This window comes from Thermopolyspora sp. NPDC052614, from assembly GCF_040678635.1.
Classification (GTDB): Bacteria; Actinomycetota; Actinomycetes; order Streptosporangiales; family Streptosporangiaceae; genus Thermopolyspora.
The window spans coordinates 376,309-399,379 of record NZ_JBFATZ010000007.1 but is presented as its reverse complement, the minus strand read 5'-3'; the positions used below and the strand labels follow the sequence as shown (position 1 = coordinate 399,379).

General features: G+C 73.3%; 18 protein-coding genes and 3 pseudogenes. 11 read left to right on the top strand and 10 right to left on the bottom strand.

Annotated features, from left to right (window positions below):
• Positions 1-275, bottom strand: a pseudogene (locus tag AB0K60_RS18605) (hypothetical protein); the annotation flags it as partial.
• Positions 276-342: 67 nt separating this feature from the next.
• Between AB0K60_RS18605 and AB0K60_RS18600 the strand changes: the two are divergent.
• Positions 343-573: a hypothetical protein gene (locus tag AB0K60_RS18600; protein ID WP_364055821.1), complete on the top strand. Its 231-nt coding sequence runs from the start codon at positions 343-345 to the stop codon at positions 571-573.
• 120 nt (positions 574-693) lie between these two features.
• Here the strand turns inward: AB0K60_RS18600 and AB0K60_RS18595 are convergent, their stop codons facing one another.
• Complete coding sequence (locus AB0K60_RS18595; protein WP_364055886.1) at positions 694-1,041, bottom strand: helix-turn-helix transcriptional regulator; 348 nt, start codon at positions 1,039-1,041, stop codon at positions 694-696.
• A 126-nt stretch (positions 1,042-1,167) separates the two neighbouring features.
• Positions 1,168-1,637: pseudogene (locus AB0K60_RS18590) on the bottom strand (cupin domain-containing protein); the annotation flags it as partial.
• Between the two features lie 119 nt (positions 1,638-1,756).
• Between AB0K60_RS18590 and AB0K60_RS18585 the strand changes: the two are divergent.
• Complete coding sequence (locus tag AB0K60_RS18585) at positions 1,757-2,839, top strand: acyl-CoA dehydrogenase family protein (RefSeq protein ID WP_364055818.1); 1,083 nt, start codon at positions 1,757-1,759, stop codon at positions 2,837-2,839.
• A 466-nt stretch (positions 2,840-3,305) separates the two neighbouring features.
• Entirely contained in the window at positions 3,306-4,721 is a 1,416-nt protein-coding gene (locus AB0K60_RS18580; protein ID WP_364055815.1) for an Nramp family divalent metal transporter, read from the top strand.
• 455 nt (positions 4,722-5,176) lie between these two features.
• Here the strand turns inward: AB0K60_RS18580 and AB0K60_RS18575 are convergent, their stop codons facing one another.
• The 5 genes and pseudogenes from AB0K60_RS18575 to AB0K60_RS18555 all read right to left on the bottom strand — a co-directional run bounded on the left by AB0K60_RS18575 (position 5,177) and on the right by AB0K60_RS18555 (position 10,699).
• The gene (locus tag AB0K60_RS18575) at positions 5,177-5,671 is read right to left on the bottom strand and encodes a carbonic anhydrase (RefSeq protein WP_364055812.1); all 495 of its coding nucleotides are present in this window, start codon (positions 5,669-5,671) and stop codon (positions 5,177-5,179) included.
• A 512-nt stretch (positions 5,672-6,183) separates the two neighbouring features.
• Positions 6,184-6,717: a hypothetical protein gene (locus AB0K60_RS18570; protein ID WP_364055809.1), complete on the bottom strand. Its 534-nt coding sequence runs from the start codon at positions 6,715-6,717 to the stop codon at positions 6,184-6,186.
• Positions 6,718-6,991: 274 nt separating this feature from the next.
• Positions 6,992-9,532, bottom strand: coding sequence for an AAA family ATPase (locus AB0K60_RS18565; protein WP_364055806.1), 2,541 nt, complete (start codon positions 9,530-9,532; stop codon positions 6,992-6,994).
• A gap of 23 nt (positions 9,533-9,555) precedes the next feature.
• Positions 9,556-10,089 (bottom strand): annotated as a pseudogene (locus AB0K60_RS18560) (FAD-dependent oxidoreductase); the annotation flags it as partial.
• Positions 10,090-10,111: 22 nt separating this feature from the next.
• Positions 10,112-10,699, bottom strand: coding sequence for an OsmC family protein (locus AB0K60_RS18555; protein WP_364055803.1), 588 nt, complete (start codon positions 10,697-10,699; stop codon positions 10,112-10,114).
• A gap of 268 nt (positions 10,700-10,967) precedes the next feature.
• Between AB0K60_RS18555 and AB0K60_RS18550 the strand changes: the two genes are divergently transcribed.
• Positions 10,968-12,197 (top strand): FAD-dependent monooxygenase, encoded by a 1,230-nt coding sequence (locus tag AB0K60_RS18550; protein WP_364055800.1) that lies wholly within the window; start codon positions 10,968-10,970, stop codon positions 12,195-12,197.
• A gap of 222 nt (positions 12,198-12,419) precedes the next feature.
• Here the strand turns inward: AB0K60_RS18550 and AB0K60_RS18545 are convergent, their stop codons facing one another.
• Positions 12,420-13,220: a TetR/AcrR family transcriptional regulator gene (locus tag AB0K60_RS18545; RefSeq protein WP_364055797.1), complete on the bottom strand. Its 801-nt coding sequence runs from the start codon at positions 13,218-13,220 to the stop codon at positions 12,420-12,422.
• Between the two features lie 166 nt (positions 13,221-13,386).
• On the opposite strand from AB0K60_RS18545, the gene AB0K60_RS18540 reads away from it, so the two are divergent.
• From AB0K60_RS18540 to AB0K60_RS18530, 3 genes are read left to right on the top strand one after another with little or no spacing between them, the layout of a single operon-like run.
• Positions 13,387-13,899, top strand: coding sequence for a 2Fe-2S iron-sulfur cluster-binding protein (locus AB0K60_RS18540; RefSeq protein WP_364055883.1), 513 nt, complete (start codon positions 13,387-13,389; stop codon positions 13,897-13,899).
• Positions 13,896-14,885, top strand: coding sequence for a xanthine dehydrogenase family protein subunit M (locus tag AB0K60_RS18535; protein WP_364055794.1), 990 nt, complete (start codon positions 13,896-13,898; stop codon positions 14,883-14,885). The genes AB0K60_RS18540 and AB0K60_RS18535 overlap by 4 nt, the downstream gene beginning before the upstream one ends.
• Positions 14,882-17,185: a xanthine dehydrogenase family protein molybdopterin-binding subunit gene (locus AB0K60_RS18530; protein ID WP_364055791.1), complete on the top strand. Its 2,304-nt coding sequence runs from the start codon at positions 14,882-14,884 to the stop codon at positions 17,183-17,185. The genes AB0K60_RS18535 and AB0K60_RS18530 overlap by 4 nt, the downstream gene beginning before the upstream one ends.
• A 132-nt stretch (positions 17,186-17,317) precedes the next feature.
• On the opposite strand, the gene AB0K60_RS18525 is transcribed toward AB0K60_RS18530, so the two are convergent.
• Entirely contained in the window at positions 17,318-18,193 is an 876-nt protein-coding gene (locus AB0K60_RS18525) for a gamma-glutamyl-gamma-aminobutyrate hydrolase family protein (RefSeq protein WP_364055788.1), read from the bottom strand.
• Between the two features lie 146 nt (positions 18,194-18,339).
• On the opposite strand from AB0K60_RS18525, the gene AB0K60_RS18520 reads away from it, so the two are divergent.
• From AB0K60_RS18520 to AB0K60_RS18505, 4 genes are all read left to right on the top strand, one after another.
• Positions 18,340-19,227 carry a LysR family transcriptional regulator gene (locus AB0K60_RS18520; protein ID WP_364055785.1) on the top strand — a complete coding sequence of 296 codons (888 nt, stop codon included), beginning with the start codon at positions 18,340-18,342 and terminating at the stop codon, positions 19,225-19,227.
• A 189-nt stretch (positions 19,228-19,416) separates the two neighbouring features.
• Positions 19,417-20,133: an FAD-dependent monooxygenase gene (locus AB0K60_RS18515; protein ID WP_364055782.1), complete on the top strand. Its 717-nt coding sequence runs from the start codon at positions 19,417-19,419 to the stop codon at positions 20,131-20,133.
• 221 nt (positions 20,134-20,354) lie between these two features.
• Complete coding sequence (locus tag AB0K60_RS18510; protein ID WP_364055779.1) at positions 20,355-21,602, top strand: serine hydrolase domain-containing protein; 1,248 nt, start codon at positions 20,355-20,357, stop codon at positions 21,600-21,602.
• A gap of 247 nt (positions 21,603-21,849) precedes the next feature.
• Positions 21,850-23,055, top strand: a complete 1,206-nt coding sequence (locus AB0K60_RS18505) for a cysteine desulfurase-like protein (RefSeq protein WP_364055776.1) — start codon at positions 21,850-21,852, stop codon at positions 23,053-23,055.
• Positions 23,056-23,071: the final 16 nt, after the last annotated feature.

The window sequence follows — 23,071 nt, the reverse complement described above, 5'->3', positions numbered from 1 at the left end:
CCGAGGCGGCCGAGGCCGAACGCGAACGCGCCCTGGCCCGCGCCGAGGCCGCCGAAGCCGCCCGCGCCGAAACCCTGGCCGCGACCGCCGTCGCCGAGGCCCGCGCCAAGCTCGCCGAGGAGCGCGCGGCCCGCGCCGAACACCAGGCCGCCGCCCGCGTCGCCGCCGCCGAGCGGCAGCTCGCCCGCGCCCGGCGGCAGTCCGAGGAACGCCTGCCCGCCGCCGCCGCAAACCGACCCGGCCGGAAACAGCGCGGGGTCGATCGCCGCGATCATCGCCGGGTTCGGAGCGTATGCCTCGGTCCTGGCAGCCGAACGCGACCTGCTGCGCGAGGAGCTGTCGGTGCACAAGGCCCGTGCCGGCGACCTGCGTGCCCAGCTCAAGGCCGCCGAGCTGCGCGAACGAGCCGTGTCCGCCGAACTCCGCAACGCCCCCGCCCGCCTCTGGCCCGGCCGGAGGCCGAGGCCCCGTGACAGAGCGCCCCGCAATGGCCGGGCCGCCGTCAGCAATCGGGTTCAGCAGGACGTTCAGCAGGACGGCGTCTTCCGCATGCCGCCCCCGGCCTGGCCGTAGCCCCCGCCCGTGACGGCCAGACGGCGGTGGTCGGCGGGCCGTGCGGCTGAAGGGCACCCGATCGCAGACAACGCCGCCGGCTCGTCTCATGCTGGGTTCGTCTGTGCGGCGCGTGAGGTGTCAGTGCGGCGCCGTGGACGACGCGACTTCGCCCGCGGACGGGCGCGCGAGGTCGCATGGCGGCGCGGCGGAGTGGCGGTAGCGGCCCGGCGAGACGCCGTACTCACGGCGGAACGCGCCCGCGAACGCGAACTCGGTCGCGTATCCGACCTGGCGGGCGATCGACGCCAGCGGAGCGTCCGTCTCCCGCAGCAGCCGGGCCGCGTAGTCCAGGCGCCAGTCGGTCACGTACTTCATCGGCGGCATGCCCACCTGCGCGGTGAACCGCCGGTTGAACGTCGTGCGAGACATGCCCGCGGTCTGGCTGAGCCGCGCCACCGTCCACGGTCGCGCCGGATCGCGGTGGATCTCCTGGATCGCGGCGGCGATCGCCGGATCGCCGACGACCGGCCTCTCGGCCGCGCCCTGCAGTTCGTGCCACTGGCGCAGCGCGTGGACCAGGATCAGGTCGACCAGCGCGGCACGGGTCGCTCCGGTCCCCAGCCGCCGCTGGGAGGCATCCGCGCCGAACAGCTCGGTCAGCGAGCGCAGCTCGGGATGGCGGTCGTAATCCGGCGTGACCGTGATGACGTCGGGCAGCGCCTGAAGGTACTGCGGAGCCCGGCCGTGGGCGAGCCGGTGCGCGCCGCACAGGAAGTCGAAGTCGAGGGGCCGGGGCCCGGGGGCTGCAGGCCGGGCTCCGCCATCGGAAGATCCTCCAGCGCGCATGGGACGTGGTTGAAACCGTGATCGGCGCCGGACGGGATGATGGCGACGTCGCCCGCCGTCAGCATCACCGGCCTTTCCGTCGCCGTGATCAGCCAGCAACTGCCGCGCAAGGCGATGTGGAATCCGCTGCCGGGGAAGGCGGGGAACCGCGTTCCCCAGGAGCCGGACTGCTTGATCACGCGAGCGTCCGCGCTTCCGGCGCGGACGGTACGGATCACCTCGCTGATCACATCCATGCGGCAGATGCTAGCCAATGTCGCCGCCCCGCCGCCCCGGCCCGGCGGCACACAGGCGTATGAAGCGGGGCCGCTCGCGTATGGCCGCGGCCGCGCGGCGGATGGTTGAGTCTGCGTCCATGAGTGACCAATCCACCAGTCACGACAAAGCCGCCGAGGTGCTGCGCGACCACGCCGAGGAGGCGGACCGGAACGGTCGCGTGGCCCCCGAGAGCCTGGAGGCGGTCAGCGCGAGCGGGGGCTTCGCGCTGGGTACGCCCGCGGCGTTCGGAGGGGCCGGGGCCGACGCGGAGACCGTGTCCCGGTTCCTCGCCTCGCTGGGGCGGGCCTGTCCCTCCACGGCCTGGATCACCGGAACATGCATGGTCAGCAAGGATCTCGTCGCCACATACCTCCCCGAATCGGTCCAGCGGGAATTCTTCGCCGACCCTGACGGCCTCGCCTGCGGCTCCGGCCTTCCCTCCTGCGGCCGGGGCGAGCCCGTCGCCGGGGGAATACGGGTGACGGGAGCCTGGCCGAACGTCTCCGGATGCGAGGACGCGACGTGGGCGACGCTCGCCCTGATGATCGACGCACGGCCCCACCTCGCCGCGATCCCGGTCGCCGACCTGACCGTCAGGCGGACCTGGCACATGGCCGGCATGCGCGGGACCGCCAGCCACAGCCTCGCCGCCGACGGCGTCCTGGTACCGGCCGAGCGCATCGCAGACTGGTCCGTGCCCCCGCTCGCCAAGCGGCTGGCGTACGCCCTCACGGTGCTCGGCCCCGTGGTGGGAGCCGCCCGGGGGGCGCTCGATGTGATCGACGAGCTTTTCGCCTCGGACCGCAAGCCGTACATGACCACCTACTCGCGCATGGGGGAGTCGCCGGGCGCCAGGCACTGGCTGGCGGAGGCGACCCACCTGGTGGACCGCGCCGAACGCACGATGCTGGCGGTCGCCCGCGCGGCGGACTCGCCCGACCTGTCCGACGGCGACGGCGTCGGCCTGCAGAGGGACCTGGCGGGGGCGGGCGGCGACTGCCGGGCGGCCGTCGAGCTCATGCTCGACCTGTACGGCGCGAGCGGGTTCGACACCGCGAGCCCGCTGCAGCGGTACTGGCGCGACGTCGCCGTCGGCAGCCGCCACCCGCATCTGCGCAACTACCTGGCGGCGGAGAGGCTCGGCTCGGCACTGGCCGACCGGCGTATCGGACAGCAGTGACGACTGCGGCTCGCCTTGGCAACTCCCCACGGTCGCGCATGGCCGCTGCCTGTCGCGGATCAGGTCCTTTGCCGCCGTCGGCCGCGTCTTCGTGCCCGGCGTCTTCGTGCCCAACGTCCTCGTTTCCGGCGTACGGCCGGGCGAGCGCGTGGCCGTGAACGCGGAGGCGCGTCGGCGGCGGGGGCCGGGATCGCATCCGGCGGCGGGCCCGCGACACAGGCCCGCGACGTAGGGGAGGAGCCTTTGTGATCCATGTCGGGCACCGACGCGCCGCCGGCGGCCGACATCGGGGGCCGGTGTCCCCACCGGGCGGCCGGGCAACACCGGTGGGGACACCGCTGGCAGGCGCCGCGGGAACGGCGAGCACGGTCGGCGGCGCCGCACCATGACAGGACAGTCAGATCACTGGTAAAGTAGTTGTCAGTTGAGGGATTTGTAATGATTTCTTAAGGGCATTTACTCACGTATGACCGAGGTGGTGCGTGACTTCCCCACAGCCCGCGGCAAAATCCCCCCTGTCACGATCGCCGAACTGCCCGACCCGCAGCCGCTAAGGCGGGTGCTCGGCCCCGGAGTGGTCGCCGCCGGGGTCGGCCTCGCCTCGGGCGAGTTCGTGATCTGGCCCTACATCTCGGCGAACGTCGGCCTGGTCTTCCTGTGGGCGGCCGTGGTCGGCGTCGTCGCGCAGTACTTCCTCAACATGGAGATCGAGCGCTACACGCTCGCCACCGGCGAGACCGCGCTCACCGGGTTCAGCCGGCTGTGGCGGCACTGGGGCCTGCTGTTCGCCCTGATGTCGCTGCTGGCCAACATCTGGCCGGGCTGGGCGACCAGCTCGGCCACGGTCCTCACCTACGCCGTCGGCGGCGGCAACGTCACCGTGCTCGCGGTCGCCATGCTGCTGATCATCGGCTTCGCGCTCACCCTGTCGCCGGTCATCTACCGCACCCTGGAGGCGACGCAGTTCTTCAAGGTCGCCGCCGTGATCGTCTTCCTGCTCGTCGCCCTGGTGCTCGCCGTCACCGGCGAGGCCTACCGCGGGCTCGGCGAGGCGGTCACCCACATCGGGCAGGTGCCTTCCCAGCTCGGCGCGGCGCTCGTGCTCGGCGCCATGGCCTTCGCCGGGGCGGGCGGCGGGCAGAACCTGGTGCAGAGCAACTGGATCCGCGACAAGGGCCTGGGCATGGGCAGCCGCATCCCGCGCCTGGTCTCCCCGCTCACCGGCGAGGACCAGGCCAAGCCCTCCACCGGGTACCTCTTCCGGCCCGACGAGGCGAACCTGGCGCGCTGGCGGGCCTGGTGGCGGGTGGCGAACGTCGAGCAGCTCGTCTCGTTCGTCGCGATCACCATCCTCACCATCGCGGTGACCTCGATGCTCGCCTACTCCACCGTGTTCGGCGCCGACACCGCCAACAACGTCACCTTCCTGCGTACCGAGGGGGAGGTGCTCAACGAGCGGCTGAGCTGGTTCGGCACCTTCTTCTGGGCCGTCGGCGCGGTGTCGCTGTTCGCGGCGAGCATGGGCATCTGCGACTACGTGGGACGCATGGTCGCCGACGTCATCAAGACCGTCTACCTGCCGGAGAGCCGGTTCTGGACCGAGAGCCGCGTGTACGGGATCGTGGTGTGGTTCATGGTGCTGTTCGGAAGCCTGGTGCTGATCGCCGGGTTCGACCAGCCGATCACCCTGCTGATCATCTCGGCGAGCGTCGGCGGCATCATGATGTTCTTCTACTCGGCGCTGCTGGCCTGGCTGAACCGGCGGACGCTGCCCCAGGCGATCAAGATCCGCGGATACCGGCTGGTCATCGTCCTTGTGACGTTCCTGTTCTTCGGCTACTTCTCCGTGCTCACGCTGCTGGACCAGCTCGGACGGCTCTAGGGGCCGCCACGCGGCGGAGGACGGCGGATCCCCCGGGCGGATTCCGACGCCGGGCCCGGCGACAGGCCCGGCGCCGGAATCCGCCGAAACGCTCACCTCGGCCCCCGGATCACGGTACGGTCGAGACCGGCACGCGCCTCACCCTGCGCGCAAGGCGCCCCGGCCCCTCCCGCAGCCGCGCACCGGGCGGGGAACGAGGCGAGCGGCCCCCTGAAGACGGCCCGTACGGCGGGCACGCCGACACCGGCCGCGCGGCGGGCAGGCGGCGCGGCACACGGCCCTCGGGCGGACCGCGACGATATTCCGCGGCCTGCTCACGGAATCAGGCGACCCGATGAAAACCGTCCATCCGTGGACGAGCCCTCCTTCTTCCTCCTTCCTCCACGGGCCTCCTCCACGGGATCGGCCACCTGCCTGCGGCTCACGCGGACGCCAGGCCGCGCGGCCCACACGTCTCACACGTCGACGGCGAGCAGCTTGCCCGAGCGCACGTCGTACAGGGCGCCGCCGACCGGCATCGCCGGCGGAAGAAACGGGCTGGTACGGATCTTGACCAGGTCGTGCCGCAGCGCCTCGTCCTGGGCGGGGATGGTGTGAAAGTCGATGCTGCGGGTGTCCACGCCCCGGCGGGAGGTGAGCTCGTGCACGTCGGCGTCGCTCACCTTGGTCATGCCGCAGTCGGTGTGCGGCATGACCAGCACCCGCTTGACGCTCATCAGGTATACGGCCAGCACCAGCGTGCGCAGCACGTCGTCGGTGACGCGTGCGCCGGCGTTGCGCAGGATCTTGGCGTCCCCCGGTCGCAGGCCGAGCAGGGCCAACGGGTCGATCCGGGAGTCCATGCAGGTGACGACCGCGAGCCCGCGGGCGGCCGTGCCGGTCAGCCCGGAGAACTCGAAGTTCGCGGCGAATAACTCATTGGCACTGAACAGATCATCAAAGTCGGTCACGCTAGGTAGCACACCCCACGGATACAGCCGTGTCAAAGAATATTTGAGTGGTTCTCCTCACGCTTTGCCGACATAATCCTGCGCTCCCGGATGAATCCTCCCAGTCCCGATATGCCGCCCGGGCTCCGAATCCGTGCGGAACCCGGCCGAGTGATTTTCCTCACATAACCGTCCGAGATCATCGCGGGTGAGCGGGGTCGCGGCGGGGGACCGGCCGCCCGCCGGAGCGCCGTCGCGTTACGCCCGCGCCGCCCAATCCGGCAGAGGAAAACGGCGAATAAAAAAGAGGCAGAGTGTATAAATTCCCGTGCATCGTGAATTGATCACGAGGCATGAGGTTTGACTTCGCACGGATCCGCGCCCTGTATCCCCGTCGCCGTGCGCCGCCCGGACCCGACCCCCATCGCAGCCGCCCTCAGCGGCCCCGCCGGCGCTCCCTCCGCCTGATCGACAACGGGGGCGGCGCCGTGACAGACCGCCCCGGAGGGGCCGGGTCGCCGCCGGCATCGGGTTCAGCAGGTCAGCGTCTTGCGCTTCGGCGGTCCGAAGCCGAGATCGATGGTCTTGCCCCATCGGCCCTTCGCGACGTTCGATTGCAGCACGTACGTCTTGCCGTCGGCCTTCTTGACGGCCACGCGGGCGTAGATCTCGTCGCTGTCCAGAAGGTCCTCGTCCAGGTACTCGGAGTAGACGGTCCATCTGATCCGCTTCGTGACCGGGTACTGGCTGGTCGAAGGGCATTGGACGGGATAGTGGAGCAGGAGATCGTCGCTGAAGGTGTCGCTCGCCCAGATGTCCACGGACGAGATGCTGTCGCCGCCGTTCGCGGGCAGGCACAGGAGAGTCAACTCCAGGGTGTCCGATTCCCTGGTGTTGGCCCACGTCAGCTCGCAGCGGCCGTCGGCCCGGGCCGTACTCGCCTGCGCCGCCGCAGGCGCGATCAGATTCAGGGACGCCACGGCCGCCAACGCCGCGGCGAGCCGGACCCTTCCCGTCCATCGTGAGTTCACGTCGGTCTCCTCGTATGCGTGACGCGGGGTGCTCATGCCGCACTCCGCCTTGCGTCACGTCGAGTTTGCGAGCCACCGCTTCCTGCGGGCTTCCCCGCGCCTTCCCCCCGTGCCCCCCCTGTGCCCGCGTGGGGGAAGAGCGGAGGAAGCCGGAATGGGAGCGGGTGCATCCTCCGCTCCCCGCGCAGGCCCGGCGCCGCCGCGCGCGACCGGTACGGGCCGACCATGCCGGGCCCGGCGTGGTCCGGCATGGTCCCGGCGGGGGCTGGGCGGGGGCTGGGCGGGGGCCGGGCCCGGCGTGGGGCGTCGCTCACCGCCCGGACAGGGGCGTCTCCCCGCCCCCGACACCGCTCAGGGCGGCGGTCCGGCAACGCGCGGCGTCGAGGGGATGCGAGGACTGCGCGAACAGGTCCGAGGCGCGGGTGAACAGCCGGGCCGCCTCCGCCGGTTCGCCTTCGGCGCGGGCCAGGTGGGCGCGGGCCTCCAGCATCGCGGCCTGCCACGCGGTGCCGTCCCACAGGGCCGCGGAGCGTTCGGCGATCTCCAGGTGGCGGCGGGCCTCGGCCAGGTCGCCGGCCGCCGCGCACGCGATCACCGCGGGCACCTCGAACATGACGGTGCAGAAGTGGCAGAAGTCGGACTGCCCGAACGCGGCCTCGGCGGTGTCCACGACGGCGCGTGCCGCGTCCGGATCGGGGGCGGCCAGGATCATCGTCCCGTACAGGCGTTGCAGAAGGTGGTGGGCGAGCAGCGACCAGCGCGCCAGCGGCAGCGCGCGCCGCAGCAGCCGGTCCGCGGCCGGGCGGTCGCCGCGCGCCAGGTGCACCTCGGCCAGCCGCTGCAGGCAGTGGGCCTCCCCTGTGGTCGCGCCGATCTCCCGGTGCAGGTCGGCGGCCTCGCCGAGCTCCCGCTCGGCCAGATCCAGGTCGCCGCAGAGCAACGCCGCCTCCCCGATCAGCGCTCCGGCGAACGCCACGGCGCGCAGCGCGCCGGCACGTCGCGCGGTGACGCGCAGGCCGCGGGCCAGCTCGATCACCTCGGGGTACGGGGAGGGCCCGTACAGCAGGTACTCGGCCACGCACAGGTGCGAGTCGAAGACCATCGTCGCCAGGGCCGGGTCCTCGCGGGTGCGCAGCAGCTCCGAACGGAGCATCTGGCTCCACTCGCCCCGGTTATGGGTGATGAGGCTTTTCAATGCCGTGAGGTCGGGCTGCTCCCACACCGCCGTCTCCGACAGCCCCGCGGCGGAGGCGGCCTCCCAGGCGCCGTCCAGGTCGCCGGTGAAGTACGCGATCGTCCCCCTGGCCAGGAGGATGGCGGCGTCGGCCGGGCCGCCGTCGGTCTCGAGCCCGTGCAGCGCGGCCGTGGCCGTGTCGAGGTCGCCGTAGTAGACGGCGATGCGGGCCAGCTTCGCGCGCAGGCCGCGGTGGACGTCCCCGCCGGTGGCCCGGATCGCCTCCCGGTACGCGGTGATCGCCAACGGGTCGCCGACCGCGGCGAGCAGATCGGCGCGCAACGCCAGGACGCGGGCCTGCTCGGCGGCCCGCCCGGCACGGGCGGTGACGGGCCGGACCGACTCGACCAGCGCCAGCGCGTCCCGGTAGGCACCCACCGCGGCCTGCGTCTCCGCGGCCCGCAGCACATACGGCACGGCGGCCTCGACGTCCCCCGCGGCCAGCAGGTGGTGGCCGATCCTGGCGGGCGAGGCGTTCACCGAGACCAGCCGCTCGGCGCAGGCCCGATGCAGGGCCCTTGCGCGGTGCGGCGGGATGTCGCCGAGCAGCGCGTCGCGGATCAGCGGATGCCTGAACCGGTATCCGTCCATGGTGCGTTCCACGATCAGCGCGGCGAGCGCCGCGTCCAGGCAGTCGAACGCCTCCTGTTCCTCCACGCCGGCCAGCGCCAGGAAGGTGTCGGTGTCGAAGGCGGCCCCGGCGGTCGCGACGTGTTCGAGCACCGCGCGTACCGGCGGCGCCAGCACCGCGAGCACGGCCGCGCCCGCGCCGCGCCCGTCCGCCTGCGAGGTCGCGCCCGCGCGGGCCAGCTCGACGGCCGTGAACGGCGTGCCGCCCGACAGCTCCCAGATCCGCTCGACCTCGTCCGGGGCGAGGCCGGGCCGGATGGCCCGCGCGAGCTCCTCGGTCTCGGCCCGCTCCAGCGCGCTCAGCGCGACCTCCAGCGTGCCGGCCCGGCTCAGCAGGCTGGTGCGCACCTGCTCGAAGGTGTCGGAGACGGGCTGGCGGCGGTGCGCGAGCACCATGACGAAGCGCTCGTTCAGGCAGCAGCGGGACAGGTAGTGCAGCAGCCGCAGGCTCGCCTCGTCGGCCTCGTGCACGTCGTCGACGGTGAGCAGCAGGCCGGGCCCGGCCGCGGCCAGCCGAACCAGTTCGGCGACGGCCACGAACAGCCGCTGGTGCCCGCCGCCGCCGCTCCGGTCGAGCGCGCGTCCCGCCAGCGCCTGGTCGATGTCCTTGCGGCATCGGTCGTCCAGGCCGTCGAGCAGGGTCGGGTGCCTGCGGCACAGGTCGGCCAGGGCCTCCAGCACCGGCGCGTACGGCCAGGCGCCCTCGATGCGCGAGGCCGCCCCGTGCCCGCCGCGCCAGCCGCCGGCCGCGGCCAGGGCGCGCGCCCATTCCAGGAAACGGGACTTGCCCATGCCGGGCGAGCCGGACAGGAACACCGTGCGGCCGCGCCCGCGCGCCGCCTCGGCCAGCGTCTTCTCCAGCGTGGCGGCCTGGGACCTCCTGCCCACCAGCGGGCTCGGCGACGGCCGCCCCTGCCGGGCGCCGAGCAGGGAGTTGCGCAGCCGCACGGCCTCCTCGCTCGGCCCCACGCCCAGTTCCTGGCGCATCGCCCGGTCCATGCGCTCTGCACGCCCGAGGAGGACGCCCCGACCACGAGCACGGGCCCGTCCGGCAGGTCGCCGGGTCGCCGGTAGCGATCGGGGGTGACCTGGACCAGGCCCGGGGGAAGCCCGCCGGCGAACGCCGGCACGGCGGCCCGGGCGTGGTAGCCGGTCGCGACGACGACGTTGGCCGCCGTCCAGGCGCCCCGGTCCGTACGCACCAGGTAGCCGCCGCCCGCCCGCCGTACCCGCAGCACCGTGGTGTTCTCCAGGACCGGGGCGGCGAACGAGCGGGCGTAGTCCTCCAGGTAGGCCACCAGTTCACCGGCCGCCATGTACCCGTCGGGGTCGGGCCCCGAGTAGGCCCACCCGGGCAACCGGGTCATCCAGTTCGGCGTGAGCAGACGGAAGGAGTCCCAGCGCGCGGTGCGCCAGCGCTCGGCCGTGCGCCCGCGCTCCAGCACCAGATGCTCCACACCGCGCCCGGTCAGGCACCGGCTCATCGCCAGGCCCGCGTGACCGGCGCCGATGACCACCGTGTCGACAGCCGTCGTGGCAGGCATGCTTTCCGTCCGCTTTCCCGCCTCAGCGTGTGGCGACGTCGATCTCGACGGGCACGCCGTTGACGAGCACGTCGTAGACGGCCGACCGGGCCCTGGACTGCTCGACCAGGCCGCGCAGCACCTCCTCGGGCGCGTCCCCGGAGATCGAGAAACTCACGCGGATGCCCTGGTAGCCGTTGCGCACCTGGTCGGACAGGCCGAGGATGCCCAGCAGGTCGATGTCGCCCTCGACGGTGGACTCGACCTCGGTGAGCCGCACGCCGCGGGCCGCGGCGATGTTCGCCAGACCGGAGGTGAGGCAGGCGGCCAGCGCGTGCAGCAGGAATTCGACCGGCGTGGGGCCGTTGCCCGAGCCCACCAGGATCGCCGGGTGGTCGGCGTCGTACACGAAGTCCTCGGTACGGCTGGCGTCCTCCTGGCCCGCGCCGTAGAAGCCGCGGATGACGCTGCGGTTGTGCGTGCCGGACACCCAGCGGTTCTTGGCACGGAACCGGAACTTGGCGATCTCGGGGTTGCCGCGCACCGCGTCGATCGTGGCGAACAGGGCCGGAGTGTCCACGCCGTTCATCGGGCCGCGGAGCGCCTTGCCGGGTGCGAGGTCGGTACTCATCGTGCTTGTCCTTTCTGTCGCCCCGCTCCGGCGCGGCGGCGCCGCGCAAGGCCGGTGCGGAGTGACGCCAGGAACGCTAGGAACGGCCCCTTCCCCCGCCCTTCCCGCCGCCTTCCCCCGCCCGGACGCGCGCGGGACCCGAGGGAAGCGGCGGGGAAGCGCGCCCGCCGACGGTGTTCCCGAAGCCTGACCGCCCGCGGCGCGGGCCGGCCGGGCCGCACACCTTCCGCCCTTGATCCCTCTCAGGCGAGTCTGGAGTCGCGTCACCATGCCCATTCACCATCGCCACGACGTCGTCGTCGTGGGCGCACGCGCCGCCGGCGCGGCCACCGCGCTGCTTCTGGCCCGCCTCGGGCACGACGTGGTGCTGCTCGACCGGGCCGGCTTCCCGTCCGACACCCTCTCGACCCACCAGCTCGCCCGCACCGGCGTGGTGCTGCTGCGCCGCTGGGGACTGCTCGATCCCGTGCTCGCCAGCGGAGCCCCGGCCATCCGCCGGGTCACGCTCGCCGCCGCGGGCGAGTCGCAGACCCGTACGATCAAGGACAAGGCGGGGGTGGACCTGCTGGTCGCGCCGCGCCGCCACATCCTCGACACCATCGTCGCGGAGGCGGCCGCCGGGGCGGGCGCCGACCTGCGGCTCGGAACCACCGTCACCGGGCTGCTCCGCGACGGCGCCGGCCGCGTCACCGGCGTGCACGGCCACGACGCCGGCGGCTCGCCGCTGGAGATCCACGCGCGGTTCGTCGTCGGCGCCGACGGCCTGCGCTCCCGCGTGGCCCGCGAGGCCGGCGCCGAGCTGATCGAGGACCGCGGCGGCGACGGCGCGGCCCAGTACACCTACTACGACGGCCTGCCCTGGGACGCCATCGAGCTGATCGTCGCCGAGCGCGCCTTCACCGGAGTCTTCCCCACCCACGCCGGCCAGGCCTGCGTGTGGATCTGCACCCCCGGCGCGGACGCCCGGCAGGCCCGCCGCCGGGCCGCCTCCCGCACGGAGGCCTTCACCGCCACCCTGCGCCGGACGGCTCCGGAGCTGGCCGAACGGCTGACCGCCGGACGGCGTACGGCACCGGTCACCGGCATGCTGCGCGCCCCGAAGCACCTGCGCCGCGCCCACGGACCCGGCTGGGCGCTGGTCGGGGACGCCGGCTATCACCGCGACCCGATCACCGGTCACGGCCTGAGCGACGCCTACCGCGACGCCGAACTGCTCGCGGCCGCGCTCGACCAGGCGCTGCGCGGCGACCTGGAGGAGGACGCCGCCCTGGCGGGCTACCAGCGGCGGCGCGACGAGGCCGTACGCGACATCTTCGAGCTGACCTGCGCCCTGGCCGCCTTACCCGCCCGTCCCCGAGTTCGTCGCCCTGCAGAAGCGGCTCAGCGTCGCCATCGACGTCGAGGCGGCCGACATCGCCGCCGCTCCCGTCCCCGGCGACCGCCGCACCACGGCCGCCTGACACCGGCGTTTCATTCGACCCGGGAAGGCAACCGATGACGCCGAGGCCGTGCCCCGGTTCCTCGTCCCGGTTCTCGTCCCCGGTTCCTCGCCTCGCCGGGGCGGGACCGCCCCCCACGGCCTGGATCACCGGAACGTGCGTGGCCGGTCCGGTAAGGAGCTCGTCGCCACGTACCTCTCCGAGCCGGCCCGGTGGGAGTTCTTCGCCGACCCCGACGGTCACCGTGCTCGGCCCCGCGGGATGCATGCCCGGGCAGGGCGCTAGGGCATGGCGGCGCCGCGCAGGAACGTCTCGGTGAACATCGCGCAGGTCTCCTCCACGCCGGGCAGGTCGAGGCCGGGGACCTGTTCGATGGCCGGGCGCAGCACGAAGTGCATCAGCGCCGGGGCGATGAGCTGCTGGATCAGCAGGGGTATCGGCTGGGTGCGGATGCGCCCGGCGGCCATCTCGTCGGCCAGCCATCCGCCGAGGCCGGCGAGCTTGCGGGGGGTGAAGTGCTGCATCAGGCGCCGCAGGTCGGGCTCGCCCGGGCGGGCCAGCGCCTCGGCGAGCATGGCCGGCAGCACCCGGGGCTCGCGGGTGAGGGCTTCGGCCAGCAGCCGGTAGATCCCGTTCACGATCTCGCCCAGGTCGGCGTGCGGGTCGGTGATCGCCACCTCCACGTTCAGCAGCGGCAGGTGGCGTTCGAAGATGGCGCGCAGCAGTTCGTCCCGGCCGCCGAAGGTGACGTAGAGGCTGGGCACCGAGCACCGGGCGGCGATGGCGACCGCCTCCAGGGTGAGCGCGGCCAGGCCGTGCTCGCCGATCAGGCGCGCGCCGGCCTCGATCGCGCGTTCGCGCACCGGGCGCTGCCCGCCGGGGTCCACGCCGGCCGCGCGTACGGCGGCGTCCAGGGCCTGGCGGGAGCCGCCGATGCGGCGCAGCAGGGTGCTGCGGGAGACGCCCGCCTCCCGGGCGATCTCCAGCACGGGCACGTCGGCGACGTCCTTGCCGAGCCGTTCGGCGGCGCGCAGAGCGGCATCCACCACCTCGACGGGAATGCGGCCGTCGGCGTCCCGCATCCGCGCCTCCCCTGATCTCTCACCGCCCCGGCTTGACACGCGGGTAATCATAACATCAAATGAAGTCTCACATCTTGGTGAGTTTGAGAGCCGGACCCGCCGCCACAGGGCCGAGCCGGTCGCATCCAGCAGGACCGTCAGGAGAAAACGCGTGGCCGAGATACAGATGAAGGTGAACGGATCCCTCGTCTCGCTCGATATCGAGCCGTGGGTCAGCCTGCTTGACGCGCTCCGCGAGCGGCTCGGGGTGACGGGCCCGAAGAAGGGGTGCGACCAGGGAGGGTGTGGCGCGTGCACGGTGCTGTGCGACGGCGTGCGGATCAATTCCTGCCTGGCCCTGGCGGTGCAGTACGACGGCTGCGAGATCACCACGATCGAGGGGGTGCGGCATCCGTTGCAGGAGGCGTTCGTCCGTCATGACGGGTTCCAGTGCGGGTACTGCACCCCGGGGCAGATCTGCTCGGCGATCGCGATGCTGGCCGAGCACGCCGCCGGCATGCCCAGCGCGGTGACCGATTCTTCGATGACCGATTCTTCTGGGGCCGGTTCCTCGATGGCCGGTTCCCCGGTGCTCACCGAGGCGGAGGTCAGGGAGCGGATGAGCGGCAACCTGTGCCGCTGCGGCGCCTACAACGGCATCGTGGACGCGATCATGGACGTGGCGGGGGCCGCGCGATGAGGCCGTTCGCGTACGTCAAGCCCGCCGACGTCGAAGCCGCCGTGCGCGCCGCCGGCGAGCCGGGCGCGAAGTATCTCGGCGGCGGCACCAACCTGGTCGACCTGATGCGCGAGGGCATCGAGCGGCCGGACACCGTCGTGGACGTGACCGGGCTGCCCCTCGACGGCGTGGAGACCTCGCCCGGCGGCGGGCTGCGGATCGGCGCGCTGGTGCGCAACAGCGCCCTGGCGGCCGACCGGCTGGTGCGCGCCCGCTATCCGGTGGTGTCGCAGGCGCTGCTGTCGGGCGCCTCCGGCCAGCTGCGGAACATGGCCACCGTGGGCGGCAACCTGCTGCAGCGCACCCGCTGCCCGTACTTCTACGACCACGCCTCGGCCTGTAACAAGCGCGAGCCGGGCAGCGGCTGCGACGCGCTGGAGGGGTTCAACCGCGGTTGCGCGATCCTGGGCGTGAGCGGAAGCTGCATCGCCGCACATCCGTCCGACATGTGCGTGGCGCTGGCCGCCCTGGACGCCGTCGTCGAGGTACGCGGCCCGGACGGCACCCGCCGCGTCCCGCTGGCGGACCTGTACCGGCTGCCCGGCGACACCCCGCAGGTCGAGACCACGCTGGCCGCCGCCGACCTGATCACGGCGGTCGAGCTGCCGCCCGCGCCGATCGCGGCCAACTCCCGCTACCGCAAGGTCCGCGACCGCGCGTCCTATGCCTTCGCCCTGGTCTCGGTGGCGGCGGCGCTGGAGGTGCGCGACGGCACGGTGACCGGCGTACGGCTGGCGCTGGGCGGCGTCGCGCCCAAGCCCTGGCGGGCCCGCGAGGCCGAGCGCGTCCTGCTCGGCGGCCCCGCCCACGAGGCCGCCTTCCGCCGGGCGGCCGAGGCCGAACTGGCGGCGGCGACCGTCCGGGAAGGCAACGCGTTCAAGACCGGACTCGCCGTCGCGACGATCACCGCCACGCTGCGCGACCTGAACGAGGGAGCGGCCCGATGAGCATCAAGTACGCCGACACCGAGACCGCGACGAAAGCCACCAGAACCACCAAGTGTGTGGGCAAGTGTGTGGGCAAGTATGTGGGCCAGGGCATCGACCGGCGCGACGGCCCGGCCAAGACGACCGGTCAGGCCCGCTTCGCCGCCGAGTTCCCCTACCCGGACCTGGCCCACGCCGCGCTCGTGCACGCCACGATCCCGCGCGGCCGCATCACCGCCCTCGACACGGCCGAGGCGCTGGCCGTGCGCGGCGTGATCGACGTCCTCACCCACCACAACGCCCCGGCCATGAACCCGGCGCCCAAGGCGAGCCTCCTCGACCTCAGCACGATCGCCTCGGGCACCTCGGTCAACTACCTGGCCACCGACGAGGTGCACTGGAACGGCCAGCCGATCGCCGTCGTGGTCGCCGAGACCCCCGAGACCGCCCGGTACGCCGCCTCGCTCGTGCGGCCCGTCTACCAACGGCTGCCCGCCACGGTGGACTTCGCGGCGCAAGAGCCGAACGCCGTCCCCGAAAAAGGCATCCCGATGATGGAGGGCGGCGCCGACAAGGGAGACGCGCCCGCCGCGCTGGCCGCCGCGCCGTACTCGGTGGACCTGCGCTTCACCACGCCGCCGTACCACCACAACGCGATCGAGCCGCACGCCACCACCGCCGTGTGGGACGGCGACCGGCTGACCCTGCACGAGGGCGCGCAGAACATCCCCTGGCTGCGCAAACACCTGGCCCAGCGGTTCGGGGTGCCGGAGACGTCGATCCGGATCCTGTCGCCGTTCGTCGGAGGCGCCTTCGGCGGCAAGTCACGCGCCTGGGCGGGCACGCTGCTGGCCGCGCTGGCCGCCCGGGCGACCGGCCGCCCGGTGCGGCTGGCGCTCACCCGCGCGGGCGTGTACCACACCGTCGGCGGCCGCACGCCCAGCACGCAGCGGGTCGCGCTCGGCGCCGACGCGGCCGGCCGGCTGACCGCGCTCATCCACACCAGCGTCTCCAGGACCGCCCACGTGGGCGGCATGCCCGAGCCGATCACCGCGGCCTCCCACCATCTGTACGCCGCCCCGAACATCCACCTGGCCCAGAAGGTCGTCCGGCTCGACCTGCTGGCCAACACCTTCATGCGCGCCCCCGGCGAGTCCATCGGCACCTTCGCGCTGGAATCGGCCATCGACGAGCTGGCCTGGCGGATCGGCATGGACCCGATCGAACTGCGCCTGCGCAACGAACCCGGGCGCGGCCCGGTCGGCGGCCAACGGTTCACCCACCGCATGCTCAAGGAGGCCTACGCGCTGGGCGCCGAACGGTTCGGCTGGCGCGAACGCGACCCCAGGCCCGGCGCCATGCGCGACGGCCGCTGGCTGGTCGGCATGGGCGTGGCCACCGCCTTCCACCCCTCGATGCGCATGCCCGCGCACGTCACCGTCCGGCTGGACGCCGACGGCACGCTCGTGGTGCGCAGCGGCATGCACGAGATGGGCATGGGCACCGCGACCGCCCAGGCCCAGATCGCCGCCGACGAGATGGGCCTGCCGCTGGAGTCGGTCCGCGTGGAGTACGGCGACTCCGACCTGCCCCCCGGCCCCGGCGCGATCGGCTCGGTGCAGACCGCCAGCGCCGCGGCCGGCGTCATCGACGCCTGCGCCAAGCTGAAGAAGTCCGTCCTCGCCCTGGCCCGCCGCGCCCCCGGCTCACCCCTGCGCGGACACAGGCTGCAGGACCTGCAGGCCCGCGACGGCGGCCTGTTCCACGCCCGCGGCGGCCAGACCTACGCCGAGATCCTCACCGCGGCCGGCAGGCGCCACCTGGAGGCCGAGTCCAAGGCGGGCATGCTCGGCTTCGTCGCCCGCACCGTGCTGGAGCGCCGGCGAACGGTGCGCGCGGCCACCGGCGCGCAGTTCTGCGAGGTCCGGGTGGACCCCGACACCATGGAGGTACGCGTCTCGCGCTGGCTCGGCGTCTTCGACGTCGGCACCGTGATCAACGCCAAGACGGCGACCAGCCAGCTACGCGGCGGCATCGTGATGGGCATCGGCATGGCCCTGTCGGAGCAGACCCTCATCGACGGCCGCGACGGCCGGATCGTCAACCCGAGCCTGACCGATTACCACGTCCCCGTACACGCCGACATCCCCCGCATCGACGTGCACTACCTGAACGAGCCCGACCCCACCACACCGCTCGGCCTGCTCGGCGTCGGCGAGGTCGGCATCACCGGCGCCGCCGCGGCCGTGGCCAACGCCGTACGCCACGCCACCGGCAAACGCGTCCTCGACCTGCCCATCACCCTCGACAAACTGCTGTGAGCCCGCGCGGGCGGCCGGGCCGGGAACCCGCCCACCCCTGTGTCACCACGGCCCCGCCGGCGGCGAGCGCCCGGCGGACGCCGCCCGCGGCGGCGTCGGGATGGCGCTGGGCCCATCGCCGGCGGGCGGGGTTCAGGGCGCGGTCGCGTCCTTGGCGCGGGCGTGCTCCAGCACGGCGGCGGCGAAGCCGCGGATGATCGGGTGGGGCGGGCGTTCGGCCAGCTCGGGCTGGAACAGGGTGGCCAGGAAGAAGGGATGGCCGGGCAGTTCGGCCACCCGGACGGCGCCGTCCTCGTCGTGACCGGTGAAACGCAGGCCGGCGGCCGTCAGCGCGTCGGCGTAGGCCGGGTTGAGGCCGAAGGAGCAGTGGTAGGCCTCGACGGTCTTCTCCGCGCCGATCAGGCGCTCGGCCAGCGAATGCGGCGACAGCCGTACCGTGCCCTGGTGGCCGGCGAGGGAGCAGGCCAGTTGCTCGATGAGCTGCTCGGCGGCGCCGGGGGTGTTCTCGCCGTGCGCCACGCCGGGCAGTTCGCACACGTCGCGGGCGTACTCCAGCAGGATGTGCTGGAATCCGCCGCAGGTGCCCAGCAGCGGAATGCGGTGCTCGCGGGCGGTGCGGGCCGCGTTCACCGCCCCGGCCTCGCTTTCGTACGGGCTTCCGGGCAGCAGCCAGACGCCGTCGAAACCCTCCAGGTCGCGGGCCTCGGGGGTCGGGATCCAGTAGGCGTCCACGGTGAGGCCGTGCCGGTCGCGGAGCGCGTCCAGGATCTTCGGGATGCGCACGTGAGCGCGGACGCTGGGGGAGCGGTCACCCACCAGCGCCACCCGGGGCGGCGCCCCGCGGCGTCCCCCGGCCCCGGTCGCCGTGTTTCCGGTCGCCGTGTTTCCGGTCATCGTGCTTCCCTCATCGTGTTCGCGCTCGCCGGGCCGCCGGCCGGCGCCTGCGGGGAGGGCACCCGGCGTCTCGTACGGCAGCGCCCGGGCGGGGGAGGTGCGAGGCGTGGCCATGCCCGCATCCTGCCCGCAGGACGCGCCCGAGGGCCAACGACGAAGTCTGACGCTCCGATAAGGGCCGTTGATGCGGGGGCGCGGACGCAGCCCGCATTAGCAGCACTGATGTGACTATTCGCCTCATCAGTGATACCGATGCCAAGGTGGACACCCATCTGCTCCGCACCTTCGTGCGCGTGGTGCGCACCCAATCGTTCTCGGCCGCCGCGGCGGATCTGGGCTACACGCAGTCGGCGGTGTCGCAGCAGATCGCCGCGCTCGAAGGCGACCTCGGCACGTCCCTGCTGCGCCGCCGCCCGGTCGTCCCGACCGAGGCGGGCCGCCGGCTGCTGGAGCACGCCGAGCCACTGCTGCTGCGCCTGGACGCCGCCCGCGCCGACGTGCTGCGCGCGGCCCGCCCGCCGCACCGCCCCGCCGTACTGGCGACCACCCCTCTGGCGCTCACCCCGCGCCTGGCCGGGCTGCTCGACGGCGTCGGGTCGATTAACACCGCAGACCGGGACGGCGTGGTCGCCGAGGTCGCCACCGGCCGCGCCGACCTCGGGCTCGTCGACGGCCCGGCCGCCCCCTCCGACCCCCTCGACCTGCCCGACGTGGGCCCGCTCACCACCGTACGGCTCGCCGAGGAGGACCTGGTCGTCGCGCTGCCCGCCGGGCACCCACTGGCCGGCCGTACCGGGCTGCGCCTGGACGACCTCGCCGACGCGCTGTGGCTCGACGCCACCGGCGTCGCCGCGCTCGCCCACCTCCGCGCCGTCGCCAGAATCGACGGCCTGCGCCCCGGCGTCGCCTACCACGGCGGCGACGTGCACACCCTGATGACGCTGGCCGCGGCCGGGCTCGGGCTGACCCTGCTGCCGGCCTCGATCCGCCCGGCCGCCGGTCTGGCCACGGTGCCGCTGACCAGGCCACGCCTGGTGCACCGGATCGAACTCGTCCACGCCCACCTGCCGCCCGGAACGGCCCGTGACCTCGCCGCCTGCCTCACCCGCCAGGCCACGGCAGGAGGCCGCCCCGTTCCGCGCCGGTGACCGCGCGGGCCCGGCGGGTACTCCCGCACACGCCGAAGGGCCGCCGGGAGCGCGGCGGCCGGTAGCCTGGTCGTCATCGCCGAGGCCGCGGCGTGCGGGCCACCGCGGTGATGGTTCGCAATCCCGCTGGACGCGCCGCATGGGTTCAGGCTTCGGCGTGGGCGATGCCCTGGATGAACACACCCCTGGATGAACGCCGGTCGCCTCGGCGGGCCGTGGCGATGGGGCCGCGCCCTCACCTCGATCAGCGGGCCCGCCGACGGGCCGCGCCTGCTGCACTTCGCCGACGGCACCACCGCCGAGACCGACCTGGTCATCGGCGCCGACGGCGCCTTCTCCCGGGTCCGCCCGGCCGTCTCGCCCGCCGTCCCGCAATACAGCGGGGTGAGCTTCCTGGAGGCGTGGTTCTCCGACGTCGACAACCGCCACCCCGAGATCGCCGAACTGGTCGGCCAGGGCAGCGCCGCCGCGGCCGACGGCGAGCGGGGACTGTTCGCCCAGCGCAACAGCGGCGGCCACATCCGCGTCTACATCATCCGGCGCGCCCCCGCCGACTGGATCGAGCGCAACGGCCTCACCATCGACGACACCGCCGCCATCCGCGCCCTCCTCCTGGCCGAGTACGCCGCCTGGTCACCGTCCCTGCGCCGCCTGATCGCCGACAACGACGGCCGCTACGTCGACCGCCCCATCTTCGCCCTGCCCGTCCCGCACACCTGGGAGCACAACCCGACCGTCACCCTGCTCGGCGACGCCGCCCACCTCATGCCCCCGCTCGGCCTCGGCGTCAACCTCGCCCTGCTGGACGCCTGCGAGCTGGCCCTCGCCCTGGCCCGGTCCGCCACGGTCGCCGACGCCGTCCGCGCCTACGAGGCGACGATCCCCAGCGGTCGCAGCCTGTCGTAGTGGGCCGTTACTTCCCGCGACGTAGCCGGCCGGGGCCTACCTCCCCGGTGCCAGGCGGCAGTGTCTCCCCGGGCAGGACGACCGCTGGCCTGACCGAAGGCCACGATGTCCGGCAGGCACACACACGATCCGCGTCAACGGCGAGGCCCGTGAAGGGTACGGGGACGGTCCCCGTCGCGTGGATCGATCACGAGAGGACAAATGGCGTGAGAATGCGACTGATGGCATGTGCAGGCGTGACCGTGCTCGGGGTCAGCGCGGGCATGGCGGCGGCGCCCGCGTCCGGGGAGACGGCGGTCGTACCGGCCGGCGCCACGAACTCGCTGACCGGCCTCGACCCCGCGGGGCTGCAGTCGGCCATGGACGAGGTCCACCGCGCGGGGATGCCTGGCGTGTTCGCCGAGGTGCGGTCCGACGGGCGGGTCTGGCGCGGTGCCTCCGGGGTGGCCGATCTCGCAACGGGCCGTCCCGTCACGCCCCGCATGGTGCAACGCGTCGGCAGCCTCGCCAAGACCTTCGTCGCCGCCGCGGTCCTGCAGCAGGTCGAGAAGGGGCGCATCGAGCTCGACGCGCCGATCGGCCGCTACCTGCCGCTGGTGGTGCCGGGCGAACGGGGCAAGAAGATCACGGTTCGGATGCTGCTCAACCACACCAGCGGCATCTCCGAGTACCTCGGCTACGCGTTCCCGTCCCTCCAGAAGTTCCCTTCCCTACCGGATACGTCGCCCAAGAGCCTGGACGACAACCGGTTCAGGCGGTTCACCCCGGCTGAGCTGATCGAGATGGGACTCAAGGCGCCCGCCGTCGGCGAGCCCGGAGGCTCGCCGGGCGTGTACGCCAACACCAATTACCTGATCCTCGGCGAACTCCTGGAGAAGGTGACCGGCACCACCGCCGAGAAGTACATCACCCGCAACGTCATCCAACGCGCCGGGCTCAAGCACACCACGTTCCCGGACGGGCCGCGTATCAAGGGACCGCACCCACGGATGTACGAGGCGTTCTTCGGCCTGATCGACCCGCCGCGCGACTACAGCGTCTACGACATGTCCTGGACGGGGATAGGGGCCTCGCTGGTATCGACCATGGAGGATCTCAACCGCTTCTACGGCAGGCTGCTCGACGGGAAGATCGTCAAGCCGTCGTCGCTGGCCGAGATGCGGCGCACCGGCCCGGTCATCAGCCAGACCGGGCAGAAGATCTCCTACGGTCTCGGCCTGCACGAGCTCACGATCCCGGGCTGCGGCACCTTCTGGGGCAACGACGGGACGGTCTGGGGCGCCCAGACCGAGTCGTGGATCCGCGCCGACGGCAAGCGCCAGGTCTCCGTCGCGATGAACCTCGTGAGGTGGAACAAGATCGACTCTTCGGGCCGGCCGCAGCACCACCCCATCGACGACGCGCTGTCGGCCTTCAAGCGCAAAGCGCTGTGCGGCGGCGAAGACGCCCCGGCCGCGAACCCCTCGTAGGTTCCGGCGTTCGATCCGGCGTCGACTCGGCGTTGATCCGGCGGCGGGACCGGGCGTGGCCGGGGCTCCTCCGCCCGCGCCCGCGCGGTCCCGCCGCCGCGGTGATCCGACGGGTGATCCGACAGGTGATCCCACGGGTGATCCCCGCTTCCACTGACGGCCGCCGGTCAACGCGGAGCGTCCCCGTACCGCTGAAACAGACATACCGGTACTTGCCGGGCCGGGCGTGGGGTGCGAATCATGGGGCATGAGCTTTGACGTCGCCCGGGTCCGCGCCCTCTATCCCGCACTGTCCGACGGCTCCGCGTGGCTGGACGCCGCGGCCGGAACACAGACGCCGCGGCCGGTCATCGACGCGATCGCCGCCGCCTACACCGCCGGCATCGGCAACGCCCACGGCGCGTTCGCCGCCAGCGCCCGCTCCGACGCCATCGTCGCCGAGGCCCGCCGCGCCGTGGCCGACCTGGTCGGCGGCGACGCCGCCGGCGTCGTCCTCGGCCCCAACATGACCACCCTCACCTACCGCTTCGCCGCCACCATGGCCCGCACCTGGCGGCCCGGCGACGAGATCGTCGTCTCCCGCCTCGACCACGACGCCAACGTCCGCCCCTGGGTGCAGGCCGCCCAGGCGGCCGGGGCCGTGGTGCGCTGGGCACAGGTCGAGGTCCCCACCGGCGAACTGCCCGCCGCCCAGTACGCGGACCTGCTCACCGAGCGCACCCGCCTGGTCGCCGTCACCGCCGCCAGCAACGTCCTTGGCACCATGCCCGACGTGCCGCGCATCGCCCGCATGGCCCACGACGCCGGCGCCCTGGTGTACGTCGACGGCGTCCACGCCACCCCGCACACCCCCATCGACGTCGGCGCCCTGCACGCCGACTTCTACGCCACCAGCGCCTACAAGTGGTGCGGCCCCCACGTCGGCGCGGTCGTCGCCGCGCCGACGCTGCTGGAACGGCTGCGCCCCGACAAGCTCGCCTCCGCGCCCGACGACGTCCCCGACCGCTTCGAGACCGGGACCCTGCCCTTCGCCGACCTCGCCGGGGTCACCGCCGCCGTCGACCACCTGGCCGGCCTCGACCCGCACGCCGCCGGCCCGCGCCGCCGCCGGCTGCTCGCCTCGATGGCCGCCGTCGAGGCCCACGAGCAGGCCGAACTCGCCCACCTGCTCAAGGGCCTGTCCGCGCTGCCGCACGTGCGCACCATCGGCTCACCGGCCCGCCGCACCGCCACCGCCTACTTCACCGTCGCCGGCCACACCCCGCGCCGCGTCGCCGAGCACCTCGCCGCCCGGAAGATCAACGTGTGGGACGGCCACTGCTACGCCTGGGAGGTCACCGGCGCCTTCGGCATCCGCGATCACGGCTCGGCCGTACGGGCGGGACTGGTCCACTACAACGACCGCTCCGACGTCGAACGGCTGCTGGCCGCCCTGGCGGAGCTGGCCCCCTGACCCCCGGCCCCTCTGG